We start from the raw sequence: 21,266 nt of genomic DNA, 5'->3' as shown, positions 1-21,266 counted from the left end.
ATTCATTAATTTTTTTTACTAAATAGAGAACCACCAGTTCCCAGTTCTAAAGCCAATACGCGGCATCCAATTCCAATTGCTATAGTTTCTGTAATAACTATTGTATCCTGAATTGTAGTTATATCCGTAGTCGGAATAATAGGAACGTCCGTATTTTGCTCTTGCCATGCGTTCTTCATGGCGATATTGTCGTTTTAGCGCTTTTCGTTCTTGTTTTGCTTCATACCAATCATATGCTTTGTATGTATTGTGAACTGTTTCACCTAAAGTAAGGGTTAAAGAATCCTTGTTCATCATGTATTTTTCCATACTTACATGATAATTTGGATTTTGATCGTTTATAGGTGATTGTGCGTTTGCTTGATAAGTAAACAAGCTACACATCACGAGTCCTAATAACTTAATAAGATTTCTCATAGCTTTGTCTATTGTTTATTAAACACTATTTTTCTACTGTAAATTTAGCACTTTTATTTAATAAATAATGCCCCACTCCCCATTTTATCTTCTATAAACTGTTTATTTTGGCAAAAATCACTTAAATCTTCCTGTACAAAACGGAGAACTTCAGCCTTTACAGTTACAGGAAAAAGTAGGTGGACATTCGCTCCTGCATCTAAAGTAAAACAAACGGGAATTGCAGTCTTAGCTCTAAATGCCCATATTTTTTCAATGATCTGCAAGGTATTTGGCTTCATCAAAATAAAGTAAGGCATAGAAGTCATCATCATGGCATGTAAGGTTAAAGCTTCACTTTCTACCAAAGCCATAAACTTAGTTAAATCTCCTGTTTCAAGTATATTTTTTAACATACTTAGATTTTGATGTGCTTGTTTGAAACGCTCAGCAGCAAAAGGGTGATTGTGCATTAAATCATGTCCAACTGTGCTAGACACCTGTTTTTCTCCTTTGTCTACCAGTAAAATTACATCCTGATATTCCTTAAAGTTGGGATGAATAGCAAAAGGCGCGTCAATACCAAATAAGTCGGAACTACCTACTACATCCGCTTGCTCACCCCAAACAACAACTTCTCCTTTAATGCTTCGACAGGCGCTCCCAGAACCCAAGCGCGCTAAAAAAGAAGCTTTATTTAAAAAGTAGACTTCTGTCATTGTAGGATAAAGCGCACGCTCCAATGACATGATATTCATTGACAGGGCAGCCATGCCTGATGCAGAAGATGCAATACCCGAACTATGAGGAAATGTATTAGTCGTGTCTATTGTAAAATGATACTCCTCGATATAAGGACAGTAGTTGAGAATACGTTCAAAAAACTTTTGTATTTTAGGCTTAAACTCTTCTTTAGGCTGTCCATCAAAAAATAGATCAAAACTAATCCCCTTTTCTTCTTTTGGCGTAAAAGCCAATGTTGTTATCGTTTTACAATTACTCAATGTAAAACTCAAAGAAGGATTAGCTGGAATTTGATTTTCCTTTTTACCCCAATATTTCACTAATGCAATATTACTCGGAGCACTCCACGTAAATTGTCCTTGCTGTACAGCGGTCTTCGTACTTTTATTTTTATCGAATATAAAATCACTTGCGTTTATCATTCCTTTCCTCTTTTTGACAAAAATACTACCTTTTTATTACATACGACAGTGACCCAATGACATCTAACAAAACTTATACTAAATGGATAATCTAACTCATTTTTCCACCTATCTTTCAACTCAACAAACAACACACTGCCAAATGTTAATAAAAATCAATCAAAAATTGCATTATAACTAAAATTTTATTAACTTGCTTTTAACGCGGACAATAAAATGATTTAAAACATGAAAAAGTTACACCTTACAACGACATCTAAAATGAATTTAGCTGGTAATTATTCTGTTTTCATTTACGCTGAGACAAATTTCATCAATGAAGTTGACACTTCTTCACAAACAAACCTACTACTTGATCATACAGTAGAAGAACTAACCTTTGTATACGGAAATGTTCAACGTACAATTTCCTTGGCTCAAATAAATGAAAAGAAGAAACAAAGTATTCAACTTACAGAGGATCTCTCGATTGAATTGCGTTTGGTACCTAGAATATACCTTCTGGATCAAACCAATTTAATACTTAGTCTTCTTTCAGGCTTACTTGCTGTTGCCTATTCTATTTTTACAACCTCCAATTGGAAAGAATTATTATTCTTATCAGGAAGTACAATAATCGTGCTCTTGTTGTTTATGATTTTATATAAACACCCTATACATACAGGACATTACAACCTCCGCATGTTTATGACGATTAGCGCCTTATTACTGATCTTTTTTCTTATACCTATCGAAAATTGGACAATCAAAACACTGATAGGATTATCCACATTTACTGTGATTACACGATTTATAAAAGATTATCAACGAACACTTGCATTAGTCTACAATCCTTTCAATAAATCATAAAAAAAATATGGAAGGGAAGACCTTCCATATTTCTATTAGCACTTACAAAATTACATACATCTTTAAATCAGAATGAGACTCTGATTTTTTAGTTGTGTGTTTGCCAAAGGAACATAAAAATCCCTTGGATTCCACTATTTCAAAATAAACTTATCAACAATGTTATCACCAATTTTGATTTAATTATGATAAGTTTAAGAACCGTAAAAATAACGGTTTACTTGTGTTAAAACTGCCTTTCTACATTGTACGCTAATATAGTCTGTATCAATTGGTGCACTAAACATAAACATCGGATTTGCAGGAAATTCACTTGTTGTTCGAAACAACAAAAAGTAACTTTTTCCTGAACGTCCGGATTGAATCCACTCTTCTAATTTATAGTAATCAGGTATAGAACGTCTTTCTCTAACTACAATCAAAACGTCTTGAATCTCGGTCCAAGCCAAAAATTTTTCTTTAAACAAACTTTTATATAGCACTCCTTTTTCGTCGATGCTCACTTTCATAAAGACAATTTTATAAAAGAATACCAAAAACAAAAAGAATAAAACAAGAGCAAACAGCTTAACTATACCAACACCGACAAATAAAAAGAAAATGGCCGTTGATAAAAAAGGTCCTAAACAAACGAGCAAAAGCAACAAGTTACTACTCGTATTATAGTATGTAAATTTCATATCGTCTATGTTATTTTGTTGAAGTAATAGCCTGGGCCGTTAAAAAACCAGTGGTCCACGCATTTTGAAAATTAAAACCACCTGTAATCGCATCAATATTCAGTATTTCACCTGCAAAATACAGCGTTTTGCAGATCTTACTTTCCATGGTTTTAAAATTAACATCACGCAAATCAATTCCTCCTGCAGTTACAAACTCATCTTTAAACGTACTCTTGCCATTCACTTGATACTCCCCTTCTTGTAATTCTACAACTAAAGCTTGCAATTGTTTGTTATTTAGATCTGCCCACGTAGTGGTCTCTAAAATACCCGCTGCGCTTACTAATCGCTCCCATAGTCGAGTAGGAAAATCAAACAATCCTCTTTTTACCACCGTCTTCTTGGCGTGTTCTTGTTTAAACGCTTTCAATTGATCAACTAGATCTTCCCGATCCAAATGAGGGAGCCAATTAACAAGAATGTGGAAGTGATATTTTTTTTCTGCTAGAAGACGAGCTCCCCAAGCAGATAAACGCAAGATTCCTGGTCCACTCATCCCCCAATGGGTAATCAATAACGGACCCGTTGCTTCCAATTTACTCCCTTTCACTTTGATCGTAGCTGGAGTAGCAACTCCCATTAAATCCACAATGCGTTTGTCTTTGATATTAAAGGTAAACAAAGACGGGACAGGTTCAACCACACGATGCCCGAGATCAGTCATCATTTGCCATACTTTGGGATTGCTTCCCGTAGTAAAAACCAATTGAGAACACGTCATTCCATCCTTAGAAGTATCTAATTTCCATCCTTTATCACTTTGATACACTCCTTGCACACTTACTCCTTGTAGGATCTCTATTTTATACTTTGCTGCTGCTTTAGCAAAACAATCAATAATAGTCTGAGACGAATCTGTAACAGGAAACATACGACCGTCTTCTTCGATTTTCAGCTCCACACCGTATTTAGCAAACCACTCAATCGTATCTCCACAACAAAATTGGTGAAAAGGGCCAAGTAATTCTTTAGCACCTCTGGGATAAAACTGAACTAACTCTTTGGGATCAAAACACGCATGCGTAACGTTACAACGTCCGCCGCCTGATATTCTAACTTTGGCAAGTACTTCTTTTCCACGTTCTACAATAGCAATTTTCAAATTGGCGTTTCGTTCACCTAAATTAATTGCTGTAAAAAAACCAGCAGCACCACCGCCTACAATGATAATATCATAATGCATAATCCCCATATTTAGCCATTTACTAAAGTTCTCTTTTTTTATTCTATATGAAACTTTTATCTTTACAGCCACAAAGATACTTACTTACAATCGCATCCTATCATTGTAAAATTAAGATTATGAAAAAATTGCCATTTTTATTACTACTTGTTTTATTTGCTATGTGTAAATCAGTTCCTCACGGAAGTGGCACCAGCACAAACGCCAATACAAACAGCAGTAGTTCAACTGCCTCTTCTAAAGAACTGACAATAGAAGAACGCATCGAAGAAATCAAAGAAGAAAACCGCTTACCAGAAGAAAAAGACGTTATTGATTTGCCTGAGTATGCTCAAGTTCGAGACGATTTTCGTTCTGTAACAGACAAGACGAAAGAATCGTATCTACAGGGAATGCAAGCAACGGCTGATAAATACAGCGTTGTTATTCTTACACAAGGATTCAAAGGAGAAAACATTGTGGTAAAAAACAGTACTAAAACCTTTTTTAAAGGAATGACGATGAGTGATTTATCCAATGGAATTGCAAAATCCGTTCGCGTAGATAACACGGACAGTTTTACAATTTTGGACACGTACACTAACAGTGAAGTGACTATTGAAAGTGATCATGCTAAGATGTTTAAATTCATTTACATCATGAAAAACAGCAGTAAAGAAAATCCTTTCAAAGTAACATTTAGCAACACTTTACGTCCTGTACGTTAATGGAAACACAAGACACTATTTTACGAATTATCCAACAAACGGCTCTTATTTTAAGAGCCTTTTTTAATCCATTGCCTCAAGATCCTTTGGAAGAAAAAGACCTTACCGATTTACATCCAAGCTCAAAAGACAATCAACAATCAACAAACAACAATCAACAAACTACCACTCCTCGCTCCTCACTTTTTCTTTACTCCATGCTACTACACGAATCCCGTCAGCATAATTGGGTGCTATTACATTTTTTTCTGTCAAGTGAATACCTGCCAATTGATAGTCGACTTTGAGTTGTTCAAAGGTGATTGTTTTTAACTCCCATTCTTCATGGTGAATTTGATAGCGATATAAATTATTGTTGACGTACACATACAAGCAATAGCGTTCTGTTAGCCATATTTGTAAGGGTGTCTTCTGTTGTACTTTTTCTCCTATCGTGTAATTTGCTTCTAATTGAAATTTCTTCTTTGCATTTGAAGAGGTATACATCTCTTCTTTTCGTTTCATTGTTGCTTTTTCATAAGGCAATCCTGATAGTTTCTTGGAAACAAAAACAGAAAGCGTTTTTCCACCTTCAATATTCAGAAAGTAAACACCTGCTTTTCCTTCTTTCTTTACATAGGTTCGCACATTGATTTCATCAAAATTGGAGATAAATCCAACTGCAGGCAAATAGCGCGGACGAATTTTTTCCATGCTAAAAGGCACAACGGAAATATAGTATTTTCCTTCAAAAGCGTCTAATTCAAGTGCGTCAGGAACTAAGGCCCTCAACACGTCAAAAGGCACTTCAAAATGTAAAAAAATAAGTCGGTTCCACTCTTGATAATACGCCCACCTTTCACGCGGCATTGGCCACGGTCTGTGTTCTACAGCTTGTAAGATTCTATCAATCATATTCATTTTCTTTTTCACCAATAAAGATACTCAAAATCCAAAACATAGAACGCAAAAAAGGCACCCCAATAAGATGCCTTTTTTCTCCATAGCTTCTTCTTATGTTGCTCATACCTAAAAGCTATTTCTATACAATTGAACACATTCGGAAACTAAGTCAGTTATCAACGAATTAAAACATTATAAATATACTAAATTCCACTAAAACAACCTCACCTAACCGTTGCAAACCCTTATTTTTCAATAATACCTAGGGAAAACACCAAAAATCAACTAATCTGTTTATCAAATAATACATCTTGTTCAAGATCCGTAGTAAAACCATAAAATAGAACTATTCTTCGCTCTTTACCTTTTGATAAGGTGTTGATCATAGTCTATAAACGAAAAAAACTCCAAGATAAACAAGGAGTTTTTTCATATAGTATTACTTTGCGATCATTTGTTCATACGGTAAGATTGTTGTGTATCCTTTTTCCGTAAAATAAGCTGTGGGATTCTCATCTGCCAATACGAGAACAAAATCTCCACCCCAAGCGCCTAAGCTTTTTATTGTACCATTAAAATCGGGAAACAGGCGCTCTTGGACAGGTTGAATACCCAAAACACGACCAATAATTGCTTCATGTTCGCGAATCAACTGAGCAAAAGCTCCTACTGAAGTAGCTGTTACTAACGCTTGGCTAATCTCAGAAATTCGCTTTATCTCAACAGATAGAAGTCCTTTTTTAGAGCGATAAGCCTGAATCGCCTCTTTACTACTTTGTTTCTCGTTTAAGTAAACAAAGTATATATTTTTGTGAAATATTGGTTGAAACTCTACTAGGTCAACACTAGGATATACAGGGTCAGTCAACTGATAAAATAGAGGGCTGTTATGCTTTGCACAAGCGATATCGTAACCGCTTCCACCAAAAGAGTCTTGCAACAATTGATAGGGATTAATATCAAACCACTGTGCTACGTTATTAATCCAAGTAGAAGAAGTTCCCAATCCCCACAAGCGCGGAAAAGTTAGCTCACATCTCACCCTAAATCCCCCTCCACTTTGTAAAAGTGTTGGGTTCTGACTATGAGCAGCTCTTAACACGTCGACTAAGGTTTGAAGGTATGCGCTACCTGTTACTTCTTCGTTTTTCAGCAGTTGCTCCATTGCGACTTGCTCTTGCATCCAAATTTTTCCATCTACATCATAGCTCGTCCAATACAATACAGCTTGCGCTATTGATTCAACGTGCATTGATTGTCCCTGAGCCGTAGGTAAAGCAAAAGCTTTTGCTCCGTCCAATACAACATACTCACCAGCAATCAACAACTTACCAGGGCTGTAAAAATCCATCTAAACTATTTTCTAAGCGTTTCTAACAATTCAACTACAGCACTGTGTGAAACTACATTTTTTTCAAAATGAGCAACTACTTTTATGCGTTCTTCATCGGTTGCTTTAAACTGATTTAAGATGTTCATCAAGTGCATTTTCATATGTCCTTGTTGAATTCCAGTAGTCGTCAGTGATTTAACCGCTGCGAAATTTTGTGCTAAACCAGCAACAGCAATAATTTGCATCAATTGTGTAGCAGATGGTTTTTGTAGCATTTGCAACGCTATTTTCACCATTGGGTGTAAAGAAGTTAATCCGCCTACCGTTCCGACAGCTAGAGGTAAATCAATCCAAAATTTAAAAATTCCATTTTCAATGGATGCATGAGACAAACTGCGGTATTGTCCATCTCTAGCAGCATAAGCATGAACCCCAGCTTCAATCGCTCTAAAGTCATTTCCGGTAGCCAATACAACGGCATCTACCCCGTTCATCACTCCTTTATTATGGGTTACAGCTCTAAAAGGTTCGATTTCCGCAATGCGAATAGCTTGTACAAATTTTTCTGCAAAAAGTATGGGATCTTGAATATCACTTGATTTCAGTTCTGCAACAGGGCAAGAAACTTCAGCTCTAACGACACAATTCGGCACATAATTCGACAAGATACTCATCACAACATCTATGTTTTTCTCCTCTGAATTAAATGCAGGGTACACCGAAGCTTCGCGTTTTAATGTCGTTGCCATTTGCTCCAAACACGAATTGATGAAGTTTGCCCCCATGCTATCTTTCGTTTCAAAAGTAACGTGTAATTGATAGTAGTTATCGATTTCTTGTGTTTTATCACGTAGCGCAATCGATAAGATTCCTCCACCGCGTTTTTGCATATTTTGCGTAATTGAAAGCGTATCTTCAAGAAAAGTTTCTTGAAGATCTTGTATCAATTGCTGCAGTTTCTGTTTATCTCCTTTATATAGGAAGTGAACTTGACCAATTTTTTCGGTATTCAAAATTGTTGCTTTAAACCCGCCTCGATCAGCCCAAAATTTTGCAGCTTTAGACGCTGCAGCCACAACCGAGCTCTCTTCAATCACCATAGGAATCGTATACCAAGTGTCATTGATTAAGAAATTAGGAGCTACACCAAGAGGCAAGTAAAAATTCGTTATTGTATTTTCAATAAATTCATCATGCAATTTCTGTAAATCCTCATCTGAATTCCAATACTGTTTAATTAAATCTACGACCGCTTCCTGGTTGTTTAAATATGTTTTTGCTATCCAATTGATTTTCTCTTCCTTGTTTAGTTTAGAAAACCCATTTATACTCCCTATCATGATTAAAAAGTTTAAGTAACAAAGATAAGTGTTTCTATTGGGTTATAAAATGGAAATATAAAAGGAGAAAACAGAAATACGAAACAACGCACTGTAAATTGATGTTAGGTGAAACCCGTTTAAAAAAACAAGAAGGGAATAGTTCTCCTCTTGGTTAGTTATAGCTATCATTAGTATGTATCTAGGGCACCTCAATGGTGAGTCCATAGTGCATCTATTAAAATAATCGTTTTAATGGACTCACTATGGACTCACTATGGACTCACCATGGACTCACTATGGACTCACCCAAAAGAAAACCCGAAGAATCTCCATTCTTTCATCCTTTAAAACCATAATTTCCTAAGTAAGTCGACAGTGAAAAACAAGCAACGATATCCAAGAACCTATCCTCTTCTCTCTCCTTTACTCTCCTTTTTTCATTAAATTATCTATGATGCAAGAATACTCTAAACAACGGTATGTAAAAAAGGCAAATAAATAAAATTCAGTACGATTTGTGCAAGGTATTAGGACTTTCACTACTAAAACCGCTTCAATAAAATTAAGTTTTTATTATTTAATCTGAATGAAAATTGGCATAAATCATATTTTTTCAGTAAAATTGGAAGTTTTTTCGACTAATTAGATAATGAAATACATTAAATTCACCTCTTTAATTTGTGTGATTGCCACGCAAATTGGTCTAGCGCAAAAGAACATTGAGCTATCAGAAATATGGAATGGCACGTTTAGAACGGAGGCTATGCAAGCGGTCAACACCTTAGAGACTCAGAATCAGTACGCGCGTATTGAACGAATTTCTGAGCAACACCAAGTGATCAATTTATACGACTTTGCAACACTAGAAAAAACAAAAACCGTTTTTAGCAATCAAAATTTCCCTGCCATCAAATCGATAGAAAGCTATGTATTTGATGCAAAAGAAGAACAGGTTTTAATCGGAACCAATACAACACCAATCTATCGTCGTTCTTTCTTAGCGGATTATTACTTATACAATCCCAAGACGAATCAGACTACAAAAATAGCAGATCACCCCATCATGGAACCTCTATTCTCTCCTGATGGCAACAAGATCGCCTATGCTTACCAAAACAACCTTTTCATCTACGATATTTCATCGAAAAAAACGATTCAATTAACACAAGACGGACAAAAAAACCACATCATTAATGGTATTTCAGATTGGGTTTATGAAGAGGAGTTCAGCATTGTACGTATGTTTGATTGGAATAAAGCGAGTACGCAATTGGCTTATGTTAAGTTTGACGAGACAGAAGTACCTGAATACTCGATGGATGTATATGGATCGGGATTATATCCAACACAAGACCAGTTCAAATATCCAAAAGCAGGAGAAAAAAATGCAGTAGTTTCTCTTCATATTTACGATGTCAATCAGAGGAAGAACAACGCTGTGGATCTATCTGAATTCTCCGATTTTTACATTCCGAGAATCAAATGGACGAATGATGCTAAATACCTGAGTATACAAGTAATCAACAGACACCAAAATGACTTAAAAGTCTTTTTTGTTGATGGTAATACACAAGCAAAAAAATTGATCTTACAGGAAAAAGATAAGGCATATGTCGATGTACACACGCTTTCTTTTTTAGCAAACAACGACTTTATTTGGATGAGCGAACGCGATGGATACAACCATTTGTACCACTACAATAAAGACGGAAAACTTCTAAATCAAATCACCAAAGGCAACTGGGAAGTAACAGAGTACTACGGTATTGATGCAAAGAACAAAAAATTATTCTTCCAATCTGTAGAACGAGGTTCTATCTATCGAGATGTTTACTCTATCGACTTAAATGGAAAAAACAAAAAGCTACTTTCTTCTCAACTGGGAACAAATACGGCTATTTTCAGTCCGAAATTTGATTTATTTATCAATGTATATTCTTCCACTACAACTGCACCGCGTTACACCTTACACCAAAGTAATACAGGCAAAGTAGTTAAAGAAATTTTGAATAACACGTCTTTAGAAAACAAGCTAAAAGCGTATCAACTTCCGAAAAAGGAATTCACACAGATTCCGACAGTAGGAGGCGTTATGCTCAATGCATGGGTAATGAAACCCGTTGATTTTGACGCTTCTAAAACGTATCCTGTCTTCATGTATCAATACAGTGGTCCGGGTTCACAACAAGTGGCAGACCATTGGTTCGATTCCAATGACTATTGGCATGCGATGTTGACTCAAAAAGGATACATTGTTGTTACAGTAGACGGAAGAGGTACTGGTTTCAAAGGAGCTGATTTCAAAAAAACCACGCAATACGAGTTGGGTAAATACGAAGTTGAAGATCAAATTGAAGCAGCGAAGTATTTGGCTCAACAGAGCTATGTAGATGCTTCTAGAATTGGAATCTGGGGATGGAGTTATGGCGGATTTATGTCGACCAACTGTATCTTAAAGGGCAATGACGTATTCAAAATGGCAATCGCCGTAGCACCCGTGATCAACTGGAGATACTACGATTCAATCTACACGGAACGCTACATGAAAACGCCTCAAGAAAATCCTTCAGGGTACGATGACAACTCTCCGTATTTCTTTGCGAACCAACTCCAAGGTCGCTATTTATTGATTCACGGAACAGCGGATGACAATGTACACGTTCAAAATGCGATGGCAATGATTGAAACGCTAGTTCAACACAACAAAGATTTCGATTGGTTGATCTATCCCGATAAAAACCACGGAATTTACGGAGGAAATACACGCTTACAACTGTATACGAAGATGACCAACTTCATCTTAAACAACTTATAAAACGACTAACGATCAACTATTAAAACTATAGTTTAAGCTTTTAAAACAAACTATACTAAACTTAATCATAAATGGCAGCAGAAACAGCTACTAAATCAGACCTTTTTAAGTCTAATGTCTTAGGACATCCAGCAGGTCTTTTCGTTCTTTTCTTCACTGAAATGTGGGAACGTTTCTCTTTCTACGGAATGAGAGTATTATTGATTCAATTCTTAACCGCTCAAGTGCTTTTTGGCAGTGAGTTTTCAGGTTGGGGTTGGACAGCAGAGCAAGCCGGTGCCCTATATGGTACTTATGCAATGCTTTTATACCTAACTCCTATTTTAGGGGGAGTTATCGCCGATAAATACATTGGTTCTCGTTGGGCTGTAATCGTTGGAGCAATTATTATGACTGTAGGTCACGCTTCTATGGCAGCAGAGGGAATCTCTAAAATATGGTTCTTTGTCGGACTTGCGTGTTTGGTTATTGGTACAGGTTTCTTTAAACCGAACATGCCCTCAATGCTAGGAGAAATGTACAAAGCACTTCCAGAGAAAAAAGATGGAGCTTATACGATTTTCTACATGGGGGTAAACTCAGGAGCTTTCTTCGGAATGATGCTTTGTGGTTACTTAGCAGAAACAAAAGGATGGCACTATGGATTTGGATTAGCGGGTATTTTCATGCTTTTGGGAACTATCCAATTCTGGTTAGCGAAACCGTTGTTTGGAGATCTAGGTGAATTGAAAAAAGAAGATACCTCAGTAGAAAAAACTGCAGAGCAAATCAAAGAAGAAGAGGAAACAAAAAATCCGTATACTATTGTTGACTATATTCTAATCGCTATCGTATCTATCGTTGGATTGCTATACGCATTCAATGATCCCTTGTCTAAAAATGGCGTATTAGATATTTTTGCGACTTTAGATACTCCTTTCTTAAGAGGGCAAAACTTAATGGCTATCTTAGCTTTAGTTTCTTTCTTGTACTTAGTGGTTTCTCGTATTCTACGTTATGGTAAAGTAATTAGAGACCGTATGTTTGCCGTTATCTTATTGGCATTCTTCTTGATGTTCTTCTTTATGAGTTTCGAACAAGGAGCGACGTCATTAGTGCTTGTTGCAAGAGACTATGTAGACAGAACCTTAGAAGGAACTGCATTAACTGTGTTTAATATCATCAATACGTGTTTAACTATCATTCCTTTGATGATTATTTCATGGGTATTGTTCTTATTAGCGAAAGCAACTTGGAAAAAAATTGCATTATCTAACGTAATTTTATTCATCTGTTTTGCGGGAATTTGGGCCATGGCGATTTATATGTTAAATGCTGAATTTTCAAAAGAAGTGTCTGAAATTACCGTTTCATGGTTCTCTATTTTGAACTCGTTCTTTATTATTGCATTAGCGTCTTCTGTATCAAAACTATGGGATTCAAAATACAACCCACCAGCTGCATTTAAATACGGAATTGGCTTATTATTAGTCGCTATCGGATTCTTAATCTTAGGATTGGGATCTATGGGATTAGGAGAAGGTGTAAAAATGTCGATGATATTTTTAGTTTTAACTTACTTATTCCATACTTTAGGGGAATTATTTATTTCACCGGTAGGATTGTCTTATGTATCGAAATTAGTGCCAGGAAAAATGTTGGCATTTATGTTTGGTATGTGGTACTTAGCTCTTGCTATTGCTCAAAAATTTGCAGCAATCCTAGGAGGTCAAATTGAAAATATTAAAGAAGAATATTCGTTGAGTCACTTCTTCTTCTTGTTTACTTTAATCCCGGCTGCTGCTGCAGTATTGGTGATGTTAGTAAATCCACTATTGAAAAAACTAATGCACGGTGTTCGTTAACCCACCGTGCATTGCACAATAAATAAAAACTATAAACAATGAGTCAAACACAGACAATAGAAGAGATTCAGAATTTCGAGGGAAAATACCCTAAACAAATCTGGAGCTTATTCTTCTCAGAAATGTGGGAGCGTTTTTCGTTCTATGGAATGAGAGGAATGTTGGTATTCTTTATGATACACCACTTAGATTTCGAACACGGTAAAGCTAATTTACAATACGGGGCAACACAAGCTTTCGTATACGCTTTTACATTCTTGGGAGGAATCTTCGCAGATAAAATTTTAGGTTTCCGAAAGTCTCTTTTTTGGGGTGGCTCAATGATGATTTTAGGTAGTTTAATCCTAGCTATAGACCCGCATGCTTATTTCTTTACGGGTATTGCCTTTACTGTAATTGGAACAGGTTTCTTTAAACCTAACATTTCAACGATGGTGGGTAAACTATACAAAAAAGGAGATAACCGTACGGATGCTGGTTTCTCTTTATTCTATGCGGGGATTAACTTAGGTGCTTTATTAGGAGGATACTTATGTATCGCGATTGGTAAAGGACAACTTTTTGCTGATTCGATTGATGAAGCACACCGTTGGAATGTTGCTTTCGGATTAGCAGCTTTCGTGATGTGTATCAGCTTAATCAATTTCATTTTCACAAAAAGACATTTAGGTCCTATCGGGCTACAACCGATGCAAACCAACGCAAATGGGGAGCAAACTAAAATGCCTTTATGGAAAGAAGTTGGGACATACATCTTAACGTTTGCCATGGTTCCTGTTATTGTATTTATGATTGACAATACAGAATACACCGCATACTTTATGTATACCGTAGGTCCTTTAGCCTTGGCTTATTTGTTCTATGAGATGACGAAACTAACAAGTGGCGAACGCAAGAAAATTATTGCTGCTCTTGTGTTTATCTTTTTCTCTATTTTGTTCTTTGCAATTTACGAACAAGCAGGAGGTTCATTAAGCATCTTTGCAGCGCAAAACTTAAATTCTGAGCTATTGGGTATGCATTTAGATCCAAACGGAGTTAATAACTCTGGAGGGGCTTTCTTCATCATCTTTATTGCTCCTATTTTAGGTTTACTGTGGATTTGGATGGCAAAAAAGAAAATTGAACCCAATACAGTAATGAAATTCGGTATCGGATTTATCTTATTAGGAGCAGGTTTCTACGCTTTATTCGGGACTCGTTTCTTCGCTGATGCTGCAGGTATGACTTCTTTGGATTTCTTTACTTTCGCTTTATTAATCATCACTTTGGGAGAGCTTTGTTTATCGCCAATTGGATTGTCAATTATGACTAAACTTTCTACAGCCAACCTACAAGGAATGATGATGGGAATGTGGTTCTTAGCAAGTGCTTATGGTCAATATGTCGCAGGTATCATTGGTGCTTCAATGTCTACACAAGAAGTTGAAAATCCAACAAACTACGATTTGTTAATCACCTATACCGATGGATATAAAGAATTAGGATTATATGCTGTTATTGCAGGGGTAATCTTAATTGCATGTTCACCGATTATGAAAAAATTAATGCAAGAAGTGAAGTAATTCCACTCCACTTTTTCGATAGTATACAAGACAAAAGCGACCAATTGGTCGCTTTTTCTTTTTTCATCCGTTTTTTTTAACACGGAATGCATTGCTATATAGAATATAGGAATTAAATTACACTCCTTAATTTTAACAACCTTTTATTATCATGTCACAAAACAATAAGACCTTTGGACAGACGTTAAAATCGTTTAATAAAAACTTCTGGATTGCCAGCTTCATGGAACTGATGGAGCGTTGGGCATGGTACGGAATTTACACCCTTTTGGGACTATACTTAGTTGGTTCAACCGACGCAGGAGGTTTGGGTTTTGACCACGTACAAAAAGGAAGTATCATGGGTGGTGTAGTAGGTATATTATACTTCTTACCTTTGTTTTTTGGTGTTATCGCTGACCGTATCGGTTATAAAATATCCTTGATTATTTCCTTTATCATCATGATTGCCGGTTATTACCTTTTAGGGGAAGTAACTGCATTCTCCAATGTCTATGCTGCATTTTTACTAGTTGCAGTAGGAGCAGCTTTCTTTAAACCCGTAGCTTCAGCCATTATTGCAAGCAACACCGATGAGTCTACTGGAACACTAGGTTTCGGTATCTTCTATATGATGGTAAACATCGGAGGTTTTATCGGACCTGCCATGTCATCAGGATTGCGTACTACCTACGGTTGGAACATCATCTTCATCCAAGCTGCTGTGGTAATTGCCATTAACTTAGTTGTGGTGCTATTTTTCTATAAGGAATCAAAAGTAGAAAAACCGAAAGACTCTATAGGAAAAGCTATTAAAGACTCTGTACTTGGTATCTTTGAAGCTTTAAAAGACGTTCGTTTAGGTATTCTTTTGGTATTAATGATTGGGTTTTGGACTATGTTCAATCAATTGTTCAACACCTTGCCAAACTTTATCGAAGATTGGGTAAACTCTGCTGTACTAAGCGAATGGATCAATGAAAATGTTCCTTTCTTAGGAACTTTACTTACACAAGATGGTCAAGTAAAACCAGAATGGTTTACGAATATTGACTCCTTTATGATTATTATTTGTCAGGTGACTATTTCTTATTTCGTAACTAAAATGCGTCATATCAATGCCGTGATTAGAGGAGCTCTTATCGCCAGTATAGGTGTTGGACTTACATTCTATACGCATAATCCTTTATTTACGATTTTAGGAACCATGATCTTCTCTATTGGGGAAATGATGTCAAGTCCAACCGTATCTTCGTTTATATCATTAATCACTCCTAAAGGAAAAGATGGTCTTTATCAAGGAACATACTTCTTACCTGTAGCAGCGAGTTATTTTGTTACGGATTATATCTCAGGAAACTTATACCAATCGTGGTCTGATAAATTATCTTTATTAAAAACAGAAATGGCCACGCGCAACGTTCCAATGCCGGAAGTAGTGAGCCACGAACAATTTATAGAACAAGGAGCCAAGGCGTTAAACATGTCAATTTCCGCTTTTGAAAAGCAATTTAATCTTAAAGCTGAAACTGTCGATTGGGTACAAGTAACACAAGCGTTTAAAGATTTTGCTACATCTAAAGCCATTGATATCAGCCAGATTCACTTCCCTTTCTCTAAAAACGAATACTTCGCGTTAGCCGAACAAAAGTTAGGTATGTCTCACTGGGAAATGGTCGATATGCTTTGGAACACATACAATCCAAACAAAATTTGGTATGTAATCGTTGCCATCGGTATTTTCTCTGTGGTGACCCTAATGATTTATGATAGATTGATTATCAAACCGATTGAAAACAAGAAATAATTCTTTGTTTTTATATTAAAATTATTGAGAACGAAAAAAATAACAGTTTAAACTAAATAAAAATAGTTATCTTTCTCAACCAATTTTAAAAACAATACATTATGCAGACAAACTCGAGTTCGCAGCCAAACTTTTTCGATACCAAGGTGCTTGGGCATCCGGCTGGTTTATTTGTGTTATTCTTTACCGAGATGTGGGAGCGATTCTCTTTCTACGGAATGAGGGTTTTATTAATTCAATTCTTAACCATGTCCGTAGTTGGGATCAATACCGGTTGGGGTTGGAATGTTGCTGATGCAGGGGCTTTGTTTGCTACATACGCAATGCTACTATACATTACACCTATTTTTGGAGGTATTTTAGCTGATAAATACATGGGATACCGATTGGCTGTTGTCGTTGGTTCTTTGATTATGACTTTAGGACACGCTGCTATGGCCTTGGAAGGAGAAACTTTCATGTACATCGGTTTGGCGTGTTTAGTAATAGGAACGGGATTCTTTAAACCGAACATGACCTCTATTCTATCTGAAATGTACAAATCGTTTCCAGAGAAGAAAGATGGTGCTTATACGATTTTCTACATGGGAGTAAATGCAGGGGCATTCTTCGGAATGATGCTTTGTGGTTACTTAGGAGAACGCGTTGGATGGCACTGGGGATTCGGACTAGCGGGAATCTTTATGTTGTTAGGAACCTTGCAATTCTGGTTGGCTAAACCGATCTTCGGCTCCATTGGAGATATTCCTTCGAAAGAAGCTCGAAGCGATAAAGAAGAAGTTGTCGATACAACGAACATGACACCGGAAGAACGAGATTCATTAAAACGCAATCCCTTTACAACTATTGATTATATCTTAATCGCCATTACGACCGTCATCGGTTTACTATACGCTTTTGATGATGTTTTCCGCATTGTGGGTGGAATTAACCTATTCCCAGAAACTATTCTCGGACAAGACGGCTCTACCGTGGGTATTGCCTTCGGATTAATCGTCTTCTTAGTTCTTGTTATTTGGCGTATTGCTCGTTATGCGAAAGTAGTACGCGATCGAATGATTGCCGTAATTATCTTTGCGTTCTTTACTATCTTTTTCTGGATGAGTTTTGAACAAGGAGCTACTTCCTTAGTTATCTTTGCTCGTGATAATACACAACGTGTACTTTCGGGTGATACGGCTCTACTATTTAAGATTTTCAATACACTTTTAACGATTATTCCTTTAGCTTTAATCTCTTGGGTATTGATCATCTTAGCAAAACGCACTTATAAAAAAGCGTTGGTTTCTAACATCATCTTAGGCTTGACCTTCTTAGGTGTTTGGGGAGCTGTCGTTTGGATGCTAGACAGAGACTGGTCTTCACATGCATACCAAGTGCATTACCAAACGGTAGAAACACTTGTTCTCAATGAAGATGGTAGCCAAAAACTAGACGAAAATAAAAACGCTACCTACCATTATCAACCGGTTTCAATGGCTTTTCAAGCCAAAGATGGAGATAAAATGGTTGAAAAAAACACCATTATTTCAAACCGTGAAGAATATGCTGTTGGTACAACAGTTAAGATTTATGAAGAATTGGGTACCTACCACATTCTGACAGATGAACTAGAAGCAAAATTAATTGCGGAATATGGAACTCAAGATAAAACACCGCATATTGTACAAGCAGAGATTAAAGAAATTAAGGACAATCAAGTAGAAATTACGGCTTCGTGGTTCTCTATCTTAAACTCCTTCTTTATCATTGCCTTTGCTTCACTAGTTTCTAAACTATGGGATTCAAAATACAACCCACCTGCGTCGATTAAATACGGATTAGGTTTAATCATTATGGCTTTAGGTTTTGGAGTTTTGGCTTATGGAGCTAATGGAATTACAGAAGGAAACAGAGTTTCGATGATGTGGCTTGTTTTTGCCTATTTATTTCATACCTTAGGAGAGTTATTCTCTTCACCAGTGGGACTTTCTTATGTTTCTAAGCTTGTTCCTGCCAGAATGATTGCCTTTATGTTTGGTATGTGGTATTTAGCTATTGCAATTGGTAATAATTTGGCTGCTAAATTAGGAGGTCAAATCGAAAATATTACAGAAAAATACTCTTTATCAGGGTTCTTCTTGATCTTTACGATTGTTCCAATTGTGGCAGGTATTTTAGTAATTGCATTAAATCCAGTTATGAAACGTTTAATGCACGGTGTTAAATAAAAACAAACTTATTCACATGAAAAAAATCGTATTCTTATTTGCCTTGATTTTGGTTGGATTAACAGCACAGGCGCAAGAAATCAAATGGATGTCTTTGAACGATGCCTTAGCAGCTCAGAAAAAAGACCCTAAACCTATTTTTATGGATGTCTACACGGATTGGTGTGGTCCATGTAAAATGTTAGACAGTAACACATTCAGTGATGCAAAATTCGCAGCGTATGTAACAAAGAATTACTATGCTGTAAAATTCAATGCTGAAGGAAATGAAGCAGTTACCTATAATGGTAAAAAATATAGCAACCCAAACTATGACGCGAGTAGAAAAGGTAGAAATGCAACGCATGAACTTACTTTATTCTTACGCGTACCTGGTTATCCAACAATGGTTATCCTAGATGAAAAAGGAAGTTTAAAACAATCGATTGTTGGTTACCATACACCTGACCAATTATTGAGTAAAATATAATCTCATTACAATTGATATAACCAATATCCCTTTTCACGTATATCGTGAAAAGGGATATTTTTTTTGACACAACTTTGCTTTAACCTCATTTTGTATCCCTCCCCCATTTCTCTGCCAATAATGATTTGCTTCGGTTGATGATACGCCAAAACACGATCAAAATTAACTTTACTATTATCGTGAAAGTATAGAATTTCAGCCGTGTGTTCTAGTTGAAAAAAAGGAGTCGCTCGAGAGAGCACTAAAAGTTTAGTAGAAGGATCTAGTTGATAAACGTCTTTCCACGTTGCGCTAAATAAACGCGATGGGACATAATGTCTTTGATAGCCTTTAACTACAGTAGGAGTGTTTTCTGTATTTTCAAAGGCTGTAAGTACCGCATTTTTATACTGTAGAAAAAGCATTGCTTTATCTCTAGTTGCAGCAATAATAAAAGAATCTGATGGCGAGTATATCAATCGCATACCCTTACTAATTATAGGTAGTAAAACAACGCTGATCAAGGCGATTTTAATCCTCTTGAGATTTATGCGCTGAAGTACATAACCGATACTCACCAATCCCAATAGTAGCAATACCGCATCTTCTCCTCTAATAAAAAACGAAGAAACCGCAATATTTAGCTCGTTTAACCCCTCTAACAACAAAAAAACAAAAGAAGTAATTTGTTCTAAACAAAGCGCTAAACATTCTGCTAATACAGGCGTACTCCATCCCAAACACAAAAAGCACAACCCCACCACAAGGAGTAACGTGATGAACGGAATCACAATTAAATTACTCAACAAAAAAGTAAACGAGAAAGAATGAAAATAGTAGAGTTGTAAAGGCAATACACTAAATTGTGCCACTACAGAAACATAGCACAATCCCAAGAAGTAATTTACATATCTATTTTGGGTATAGCTATTCTTAAACAATGGCATAAGCCAAACAATGCCGAGCACTGCAATATAGCTCAATTGAAATCCGACGTCAAAGAGCCAATTGGGTTGAAAAAGCAAGCTAAAAAACAGGGTTAATCCAATGCTTTCGTGAGTAGGTTGTTTACGTCTCAACTCCTGGGCTATCGATAGAAGAGAGAACATGCAAACACATCGAAAGACAGAGGGAGAAAAACCCGACAGAAAAACAAACATCCAGAGCAACAACACAATCAACAAACAGCGGTAGCGCGGTTTCAAGAAAGCTGTAATTTTAGTTAAGAGCAAATAGATCACTCCTATATGCAAACCGGAAATAGCTAAGATATGCATCAATCCTAGGCGTTGAAAAACAGCTATGTTTTCTTGTGATATATCCTGACGATCACCTAACAGAAGAGCATTAATCAAAGCTTTGGTCTGTGATGACATTTTGGTTTCCTGTATACGTTGTTGCAAGTCCAAACGCATAGCGATGAACCACGAAGCTCCATGTTGTCTATCTGCTACCTGATGGATCTTTTTAACGATCAGCTGCCTTTCTATTCCCTTTCTTCTCATAAAAGCAGTATAATCCATCTGTCCGAGGTTAGTAACTCCATCAAAGGGCTTAAAATAACCTACCGCTTGATACATCCCGCCAACCTTCAGCAAACTATCTCCATAAAAGAGGGTAGCTTTACCTTGAACAAACGCCTGATCGACAGCTTCAATAGCAACGACATAGCGCGTTTGATCGCCGTATGTTTTTTGCTTTTCCACTAATCGAAACTCTACTTGATAGGGCCATTGATCCGCAACACACGATGAATAAAGATACTGTTGATGTCTCCAATCCGTAAAAACAGCAGCTAAATATCCTAGAGAAAAACACAAGACATAGTAGATCAACCCCGTATAATAAAAAGAAAAGGGATGAAAAAAACGCTTGCTTTTGGTCCAAAGAAAAAGCAAGAGCATAAAAACAATACAAAGTGACATCATTCCCTTTGCATTCCAAAGAGATTTACTACCAATACCGAGTGCTACAGCTGTGGCATAAAACAAAAAAGAGAATTTTAATGGCCTCATGAAATGAGTACATCAAAATTCTC

15 protein-coding genes and 1 pseudogene are annotated in these 21,266 nt (G+C 36.6%); 8 read left to right on the top strand and 8 right to left on the bottom strand.

Translation table 11 applies throughout. The features are described 5' to 3' along the window. Positions 1 to 18: 18 nt before the first annotated feature. A complete protein-coding gene (locus H4K33_RS08930; protein ID WP_182648112.1) occupies positions 19 to 417 on the bottom strand; it encodes a hypothetical protein in 399 nt (132 codons plus the stop codon). Positions 418 to 470: 53 nt separating this feature from the next. Continuing rightward, positions 471 to 1,562, bottom strand: coding sequence for a diphosphomevalonate/mevalonate 3,5-bisphosphate decarboxylase family protein (locus H4K33_RS08925; protein ID WP_182648111.1), 1,092 nt, complete (start codon positions 1,560 to 1,562; stop codon positions 471 to 473). 228 nt (positions 1,563 to 1,790) lie between these two features. Here H4K33_RS08925 and H4K33_RS08920 point away from each other — a divergent pair, with 228 nt between their 5' ends. Next, positions 1,791 to 2,411, top strand: a complete 621-nt coding sequence (locus H4K33_RS08920) for a hypothetical protein (RefSeq protein WP_182648110.1) — start codon at positions 1,791 to 1,793, stop codon at positions 2,409 to 2,411. A gap of 194 nt (positions 2,412 to 2,605) precedes the next feature. Here H4K33_RS08920 and H4K33_RS08915 read toward each other — a convergent pair whose 3' ends face one another. Both H4K33_RS08915 and H4K33_RS08910 read right to left on the bottom strand, forming a co-directional pair. Further along, the gene (locus tag H4K33_RS08915) at positions 2,606 to 3,091 is read right to left on the bottom strand and encodes a PH domain-containing protein (RefSeq protein WP_182648109.1); all 486 of its coding nucleotides are present in this window, start codon (positions 3,089 to 3,091) and stop codon (positions 2,606 to 2,608) included. 10 nt (positions 3,092 to 3,101) lie between these two features. After that, a complete protein-coding gene (locus H4K33_RS08910; RefSeq protein ID WP_182648108.1) occupies positions 3,102 to 4,316 on the bottom strand; it encodes an NAD(P)/FAD-dependent oxidoreductase in 1,215 nt (404 codons plus the stop codon). Positions 4,317 to 4,435: 119 nt separating this feature from the next. Here H4K33_RS08910 and H4K33_RS08905 point away from each other — a divergent pair, with 119 nt between their 5' ends. After that, a complete protein-coding gene (locus tag H4K33_RS08905; protein WP_182648107.1) occupies positions 4,436 to 5,023 on the top strand; it encodes a hypothetical protein in 588 nt (195 codons plus the stop codon). A 162-nt stretch (positions 5,024 to 5,185) separates the two neighbouring features. Here H4K33_RS08905 and H4K33_RS08900 read toward each other — a convergent pair whose 3' ends face one another. The 3 genes and pseudogenes from H4K33_RS08900 to H4K33_RS08890 all read right to left on the bottom strand — a co-directional run. Further along, positions 5,186 to 5,923 (bottom strand): YqjF family protein, encoded by a 738-nt coding sequence (locus H4K33_RS08900; RefSeq protein WP_182648106.1) that lies wholly within the window; start codon positions 5,921 to 5,923, stop codon positions 5,186 to 5,188. Between the two features lie 421 nt (positions 5,924 to 6,344). Beyond that, entirely contained in the window at positions 6,345 to 7,256 is a 912-nt protein-coding gene (locus H4K33_RS08895; protein ID WP_182648105.1) for a GYDIA family GHMP kinase, read from the bottom strand. Between the two features lie 5 nt (positions 7,257 to 7,261). Continuing rightward, positions 7,262 to 8,590 (bottom strand): annotated as a pseudogene (locus H4K33_RS08890) (hydroxymethylglutaryl-CoA reductase, degradative); the annotation flags it as partial. 619 nt (positions 8,591 to 9,209) lie between these two features. Between H4K33_RS08890 and H4K33_RS08885 the strand changes: the two are divergent. The 6 genes from H4K33_RS08885 (at position 9,210) to H4K33_RS08860 (ending at position 19,249) form a co-directional block, all read left to right on the top strand. Continuing rightward, on the top strand, positions 9,210 to 11,375 hold the full coding sequence (locus H4K33_RS08885; RefSeq protein ID WP_182648103.1) for a S9 family peptidase: 2,166 nt from the start codon (positions 9,210 to 9,212) through the stop codon (positions 11,373 to 11,375). Between the two features lie 71 nt (positions 11,376 to 11,446). Then, positions 11,447 to 13,219: a peptide MFS transporter gene (locus H4K33_RS08880; RefSeq protein ID WP_182648102.1), complete on the top strand. Its 1,773-nt coding sequence runs from the start codon at positions 11,447 to 11,449 to the stop codon at positions 13,217 to 13,219. Positions 13,220 to 13,257: 38 nt separating this feature from the next. After that, the gene (locus H4K33_RS08875; protein WP_182648101.1) at positions 13,258 to 14,784 is read left to right on the top strand and encodes a peptide MFS transporter; all 1,527 of its coding nucleotides are present in this window, start codon (positions 13,258 to 13,260) and stop codon (positions 14,782 to 14,784) included. A gap of 151 nt (positions 14,785 to 14,935) precedes the next feature. Next, complete coding sequence (locus tag H4K33_RS08870) at positions 14,936 to 16,570, top strand: MFS transporter (RefSeq protein WP_182648100.1); 1,635 nt, start codon at positions 14,936 to 14,938, stop codon at positions 16,568 to 16,570. Between the two features lie 101 nt (positions 16,571 to 16,671). Then, complete coding sequence (locus tag H4K33_RS08865) at positions 16,672 to 18,780, top strand: peptide MFS transporter (protein ID WP_182648099.1); 2,109 nt, start codon at positions 16,672 to 16,674, stop codon at positions 18,778 to 18,780. A gap of 16 nt (positions 18,781 to 18,796) precedes the next feature. After that, complete coding sequence (locus H4K33_RS08860) at positions 18,797 to 19,249, top strand: thioredoxin fold domain-containing protein (protein WP_182648098.1); 453 nt, start codon at positions 18,797 to 18,799, stop codon at positions 19,247 to 19,249. A gap of 5 nt (positions 19,250 to 19,254) precedes the next feature. Here the strand turns inward: H4K33_RS08860 and H4K33_RS08855 are convergent, their stop codons facing one another. Further along, positions 19,255 to 21,219, bottom strand: a complete 1,965-nt coding sequence (locus H4K33_RS08855) for a ComEC/Rec2 family competence protein (protein ID WP_255493628.1) — start codon at positions 21,217 to 21,219, stop codon at positions 19,255 to 19,257. Between the last annotated feature and the right edge of the window lie 47 nt (positions 21,220 to 21,266).

This window comes from Myroides sp. WP-1, from assembly GCF_014145635.1.
Lineage (GTDB): Bacteria > Bacteroidota > Bacteroidia > Flavobacteriales > Flavobacteriaceae > Flavobacterium.
Note: the sequence above shows the minus strand (reverse complement) of the source record. Positions and strands in the feature narration are given on the sequence as shown.

Excerpts from the sequence above, each read along its gene's own strand:
- H4K33_RS08885 (WP_182648103.1), top strand. The coding sequence starts at position 9,210 with ATGAAATACATTAAATTCACCTCTTTAATTTGTGTGATTGCCACGCAA.
- H4K33_RS08875 (WP_182648101.1), top strand. The coding sequence starts at position 13,258 with ATGAGTCAAACACAGACAATAGAAGAGATTCAGAATTTCGAGGGAAAA.
- H4K33_RS08900 (WP_182648106.1), bottom strand. The coding sequence starts at position 5,923 with ATGAATATGATTGATAGAATCTTACAAGCTGTAGAACACAGACCGTGG.
- H4K33_RS08930 (WP_182648112.1), bottom strand. The coding sequence starts at position 417 with ATGAGAAATCTTATTAAGTTATTAGGACTCGTGATGTGTAGCTTGTTT.
- H4K33_RS08915 (WP_182648109.1), bottom strand. The coding sequence starts at position 3,091 with ATGAAATTTACATACTATAATACGAGTAGTAACTTGTTGCTTTTGCTC.
- H4K33_RS08865 (WP_182648099.1), top strand. The coding sequence starts at position 16,672 with ATGCAGACAAACTCGAGTTCGCAGCCAAACTTTTTCGATACCAAGGTG.
- H4K33_RS08920 (WP_182648110.1), top strand. The coding sequence starts at position 1,791 with ATGAAAAAGTTACACCTTACAACGACATCTAAAATGAATTTAGCTGGT.
- H4K33_RS08880 (WP_182648102.1), top strand. The coding sequence starts at position 11,447 with ATGGCAGCAGAAACAGCTACTAAATCAGACCTTTTTAAGTCTAATGTC.
- H4K33_RS08925 (WP_182648111.1), bottom strand. The coding sequence starts at position 1,562 with ATGATAAACGCAAGTGATTTTATATTCGATAAAAATAAAAGTACGAAG.
- H4K33_RS08895 (WP_182648105.1), bottom strand. The coding sequence starts at position 7,256 with ATGGATTTTTACAGCCCTGGTAAGTTGTTGATTGCTGGTGAGTATGTT.
- H4K33_RS08870 (WP_182648100.1), top strand. The coding sequence starts at position 14,936 with ATGTCACAAAACAATAAGACCTTTGGACAGACGTTAAAATCGTTTAAT.
- H4K33_RS08860 (WP_182648098.1), top strand. The coding sequence starts at position 18,797 with ATGAAAAAAATCGTATTCTTATTTGCCTTGATTTTGGTTGGATTAACA.
- H4K33_RS08905 (WP_182648107.1), top strand. The coding sequence starts at position 4,436 with ATGAAAAAATTGCCATTTTTATTACTACTTGTTTTATTTGCTATGTGT.
- H4K33_RS08910 (WP_182648108.1), bottom strand. The coding sequence starts at position 4,316 with ATGCATTATGATATTATCATTGTAGGCGGTGGTGCTGCTGGTTTTTTT.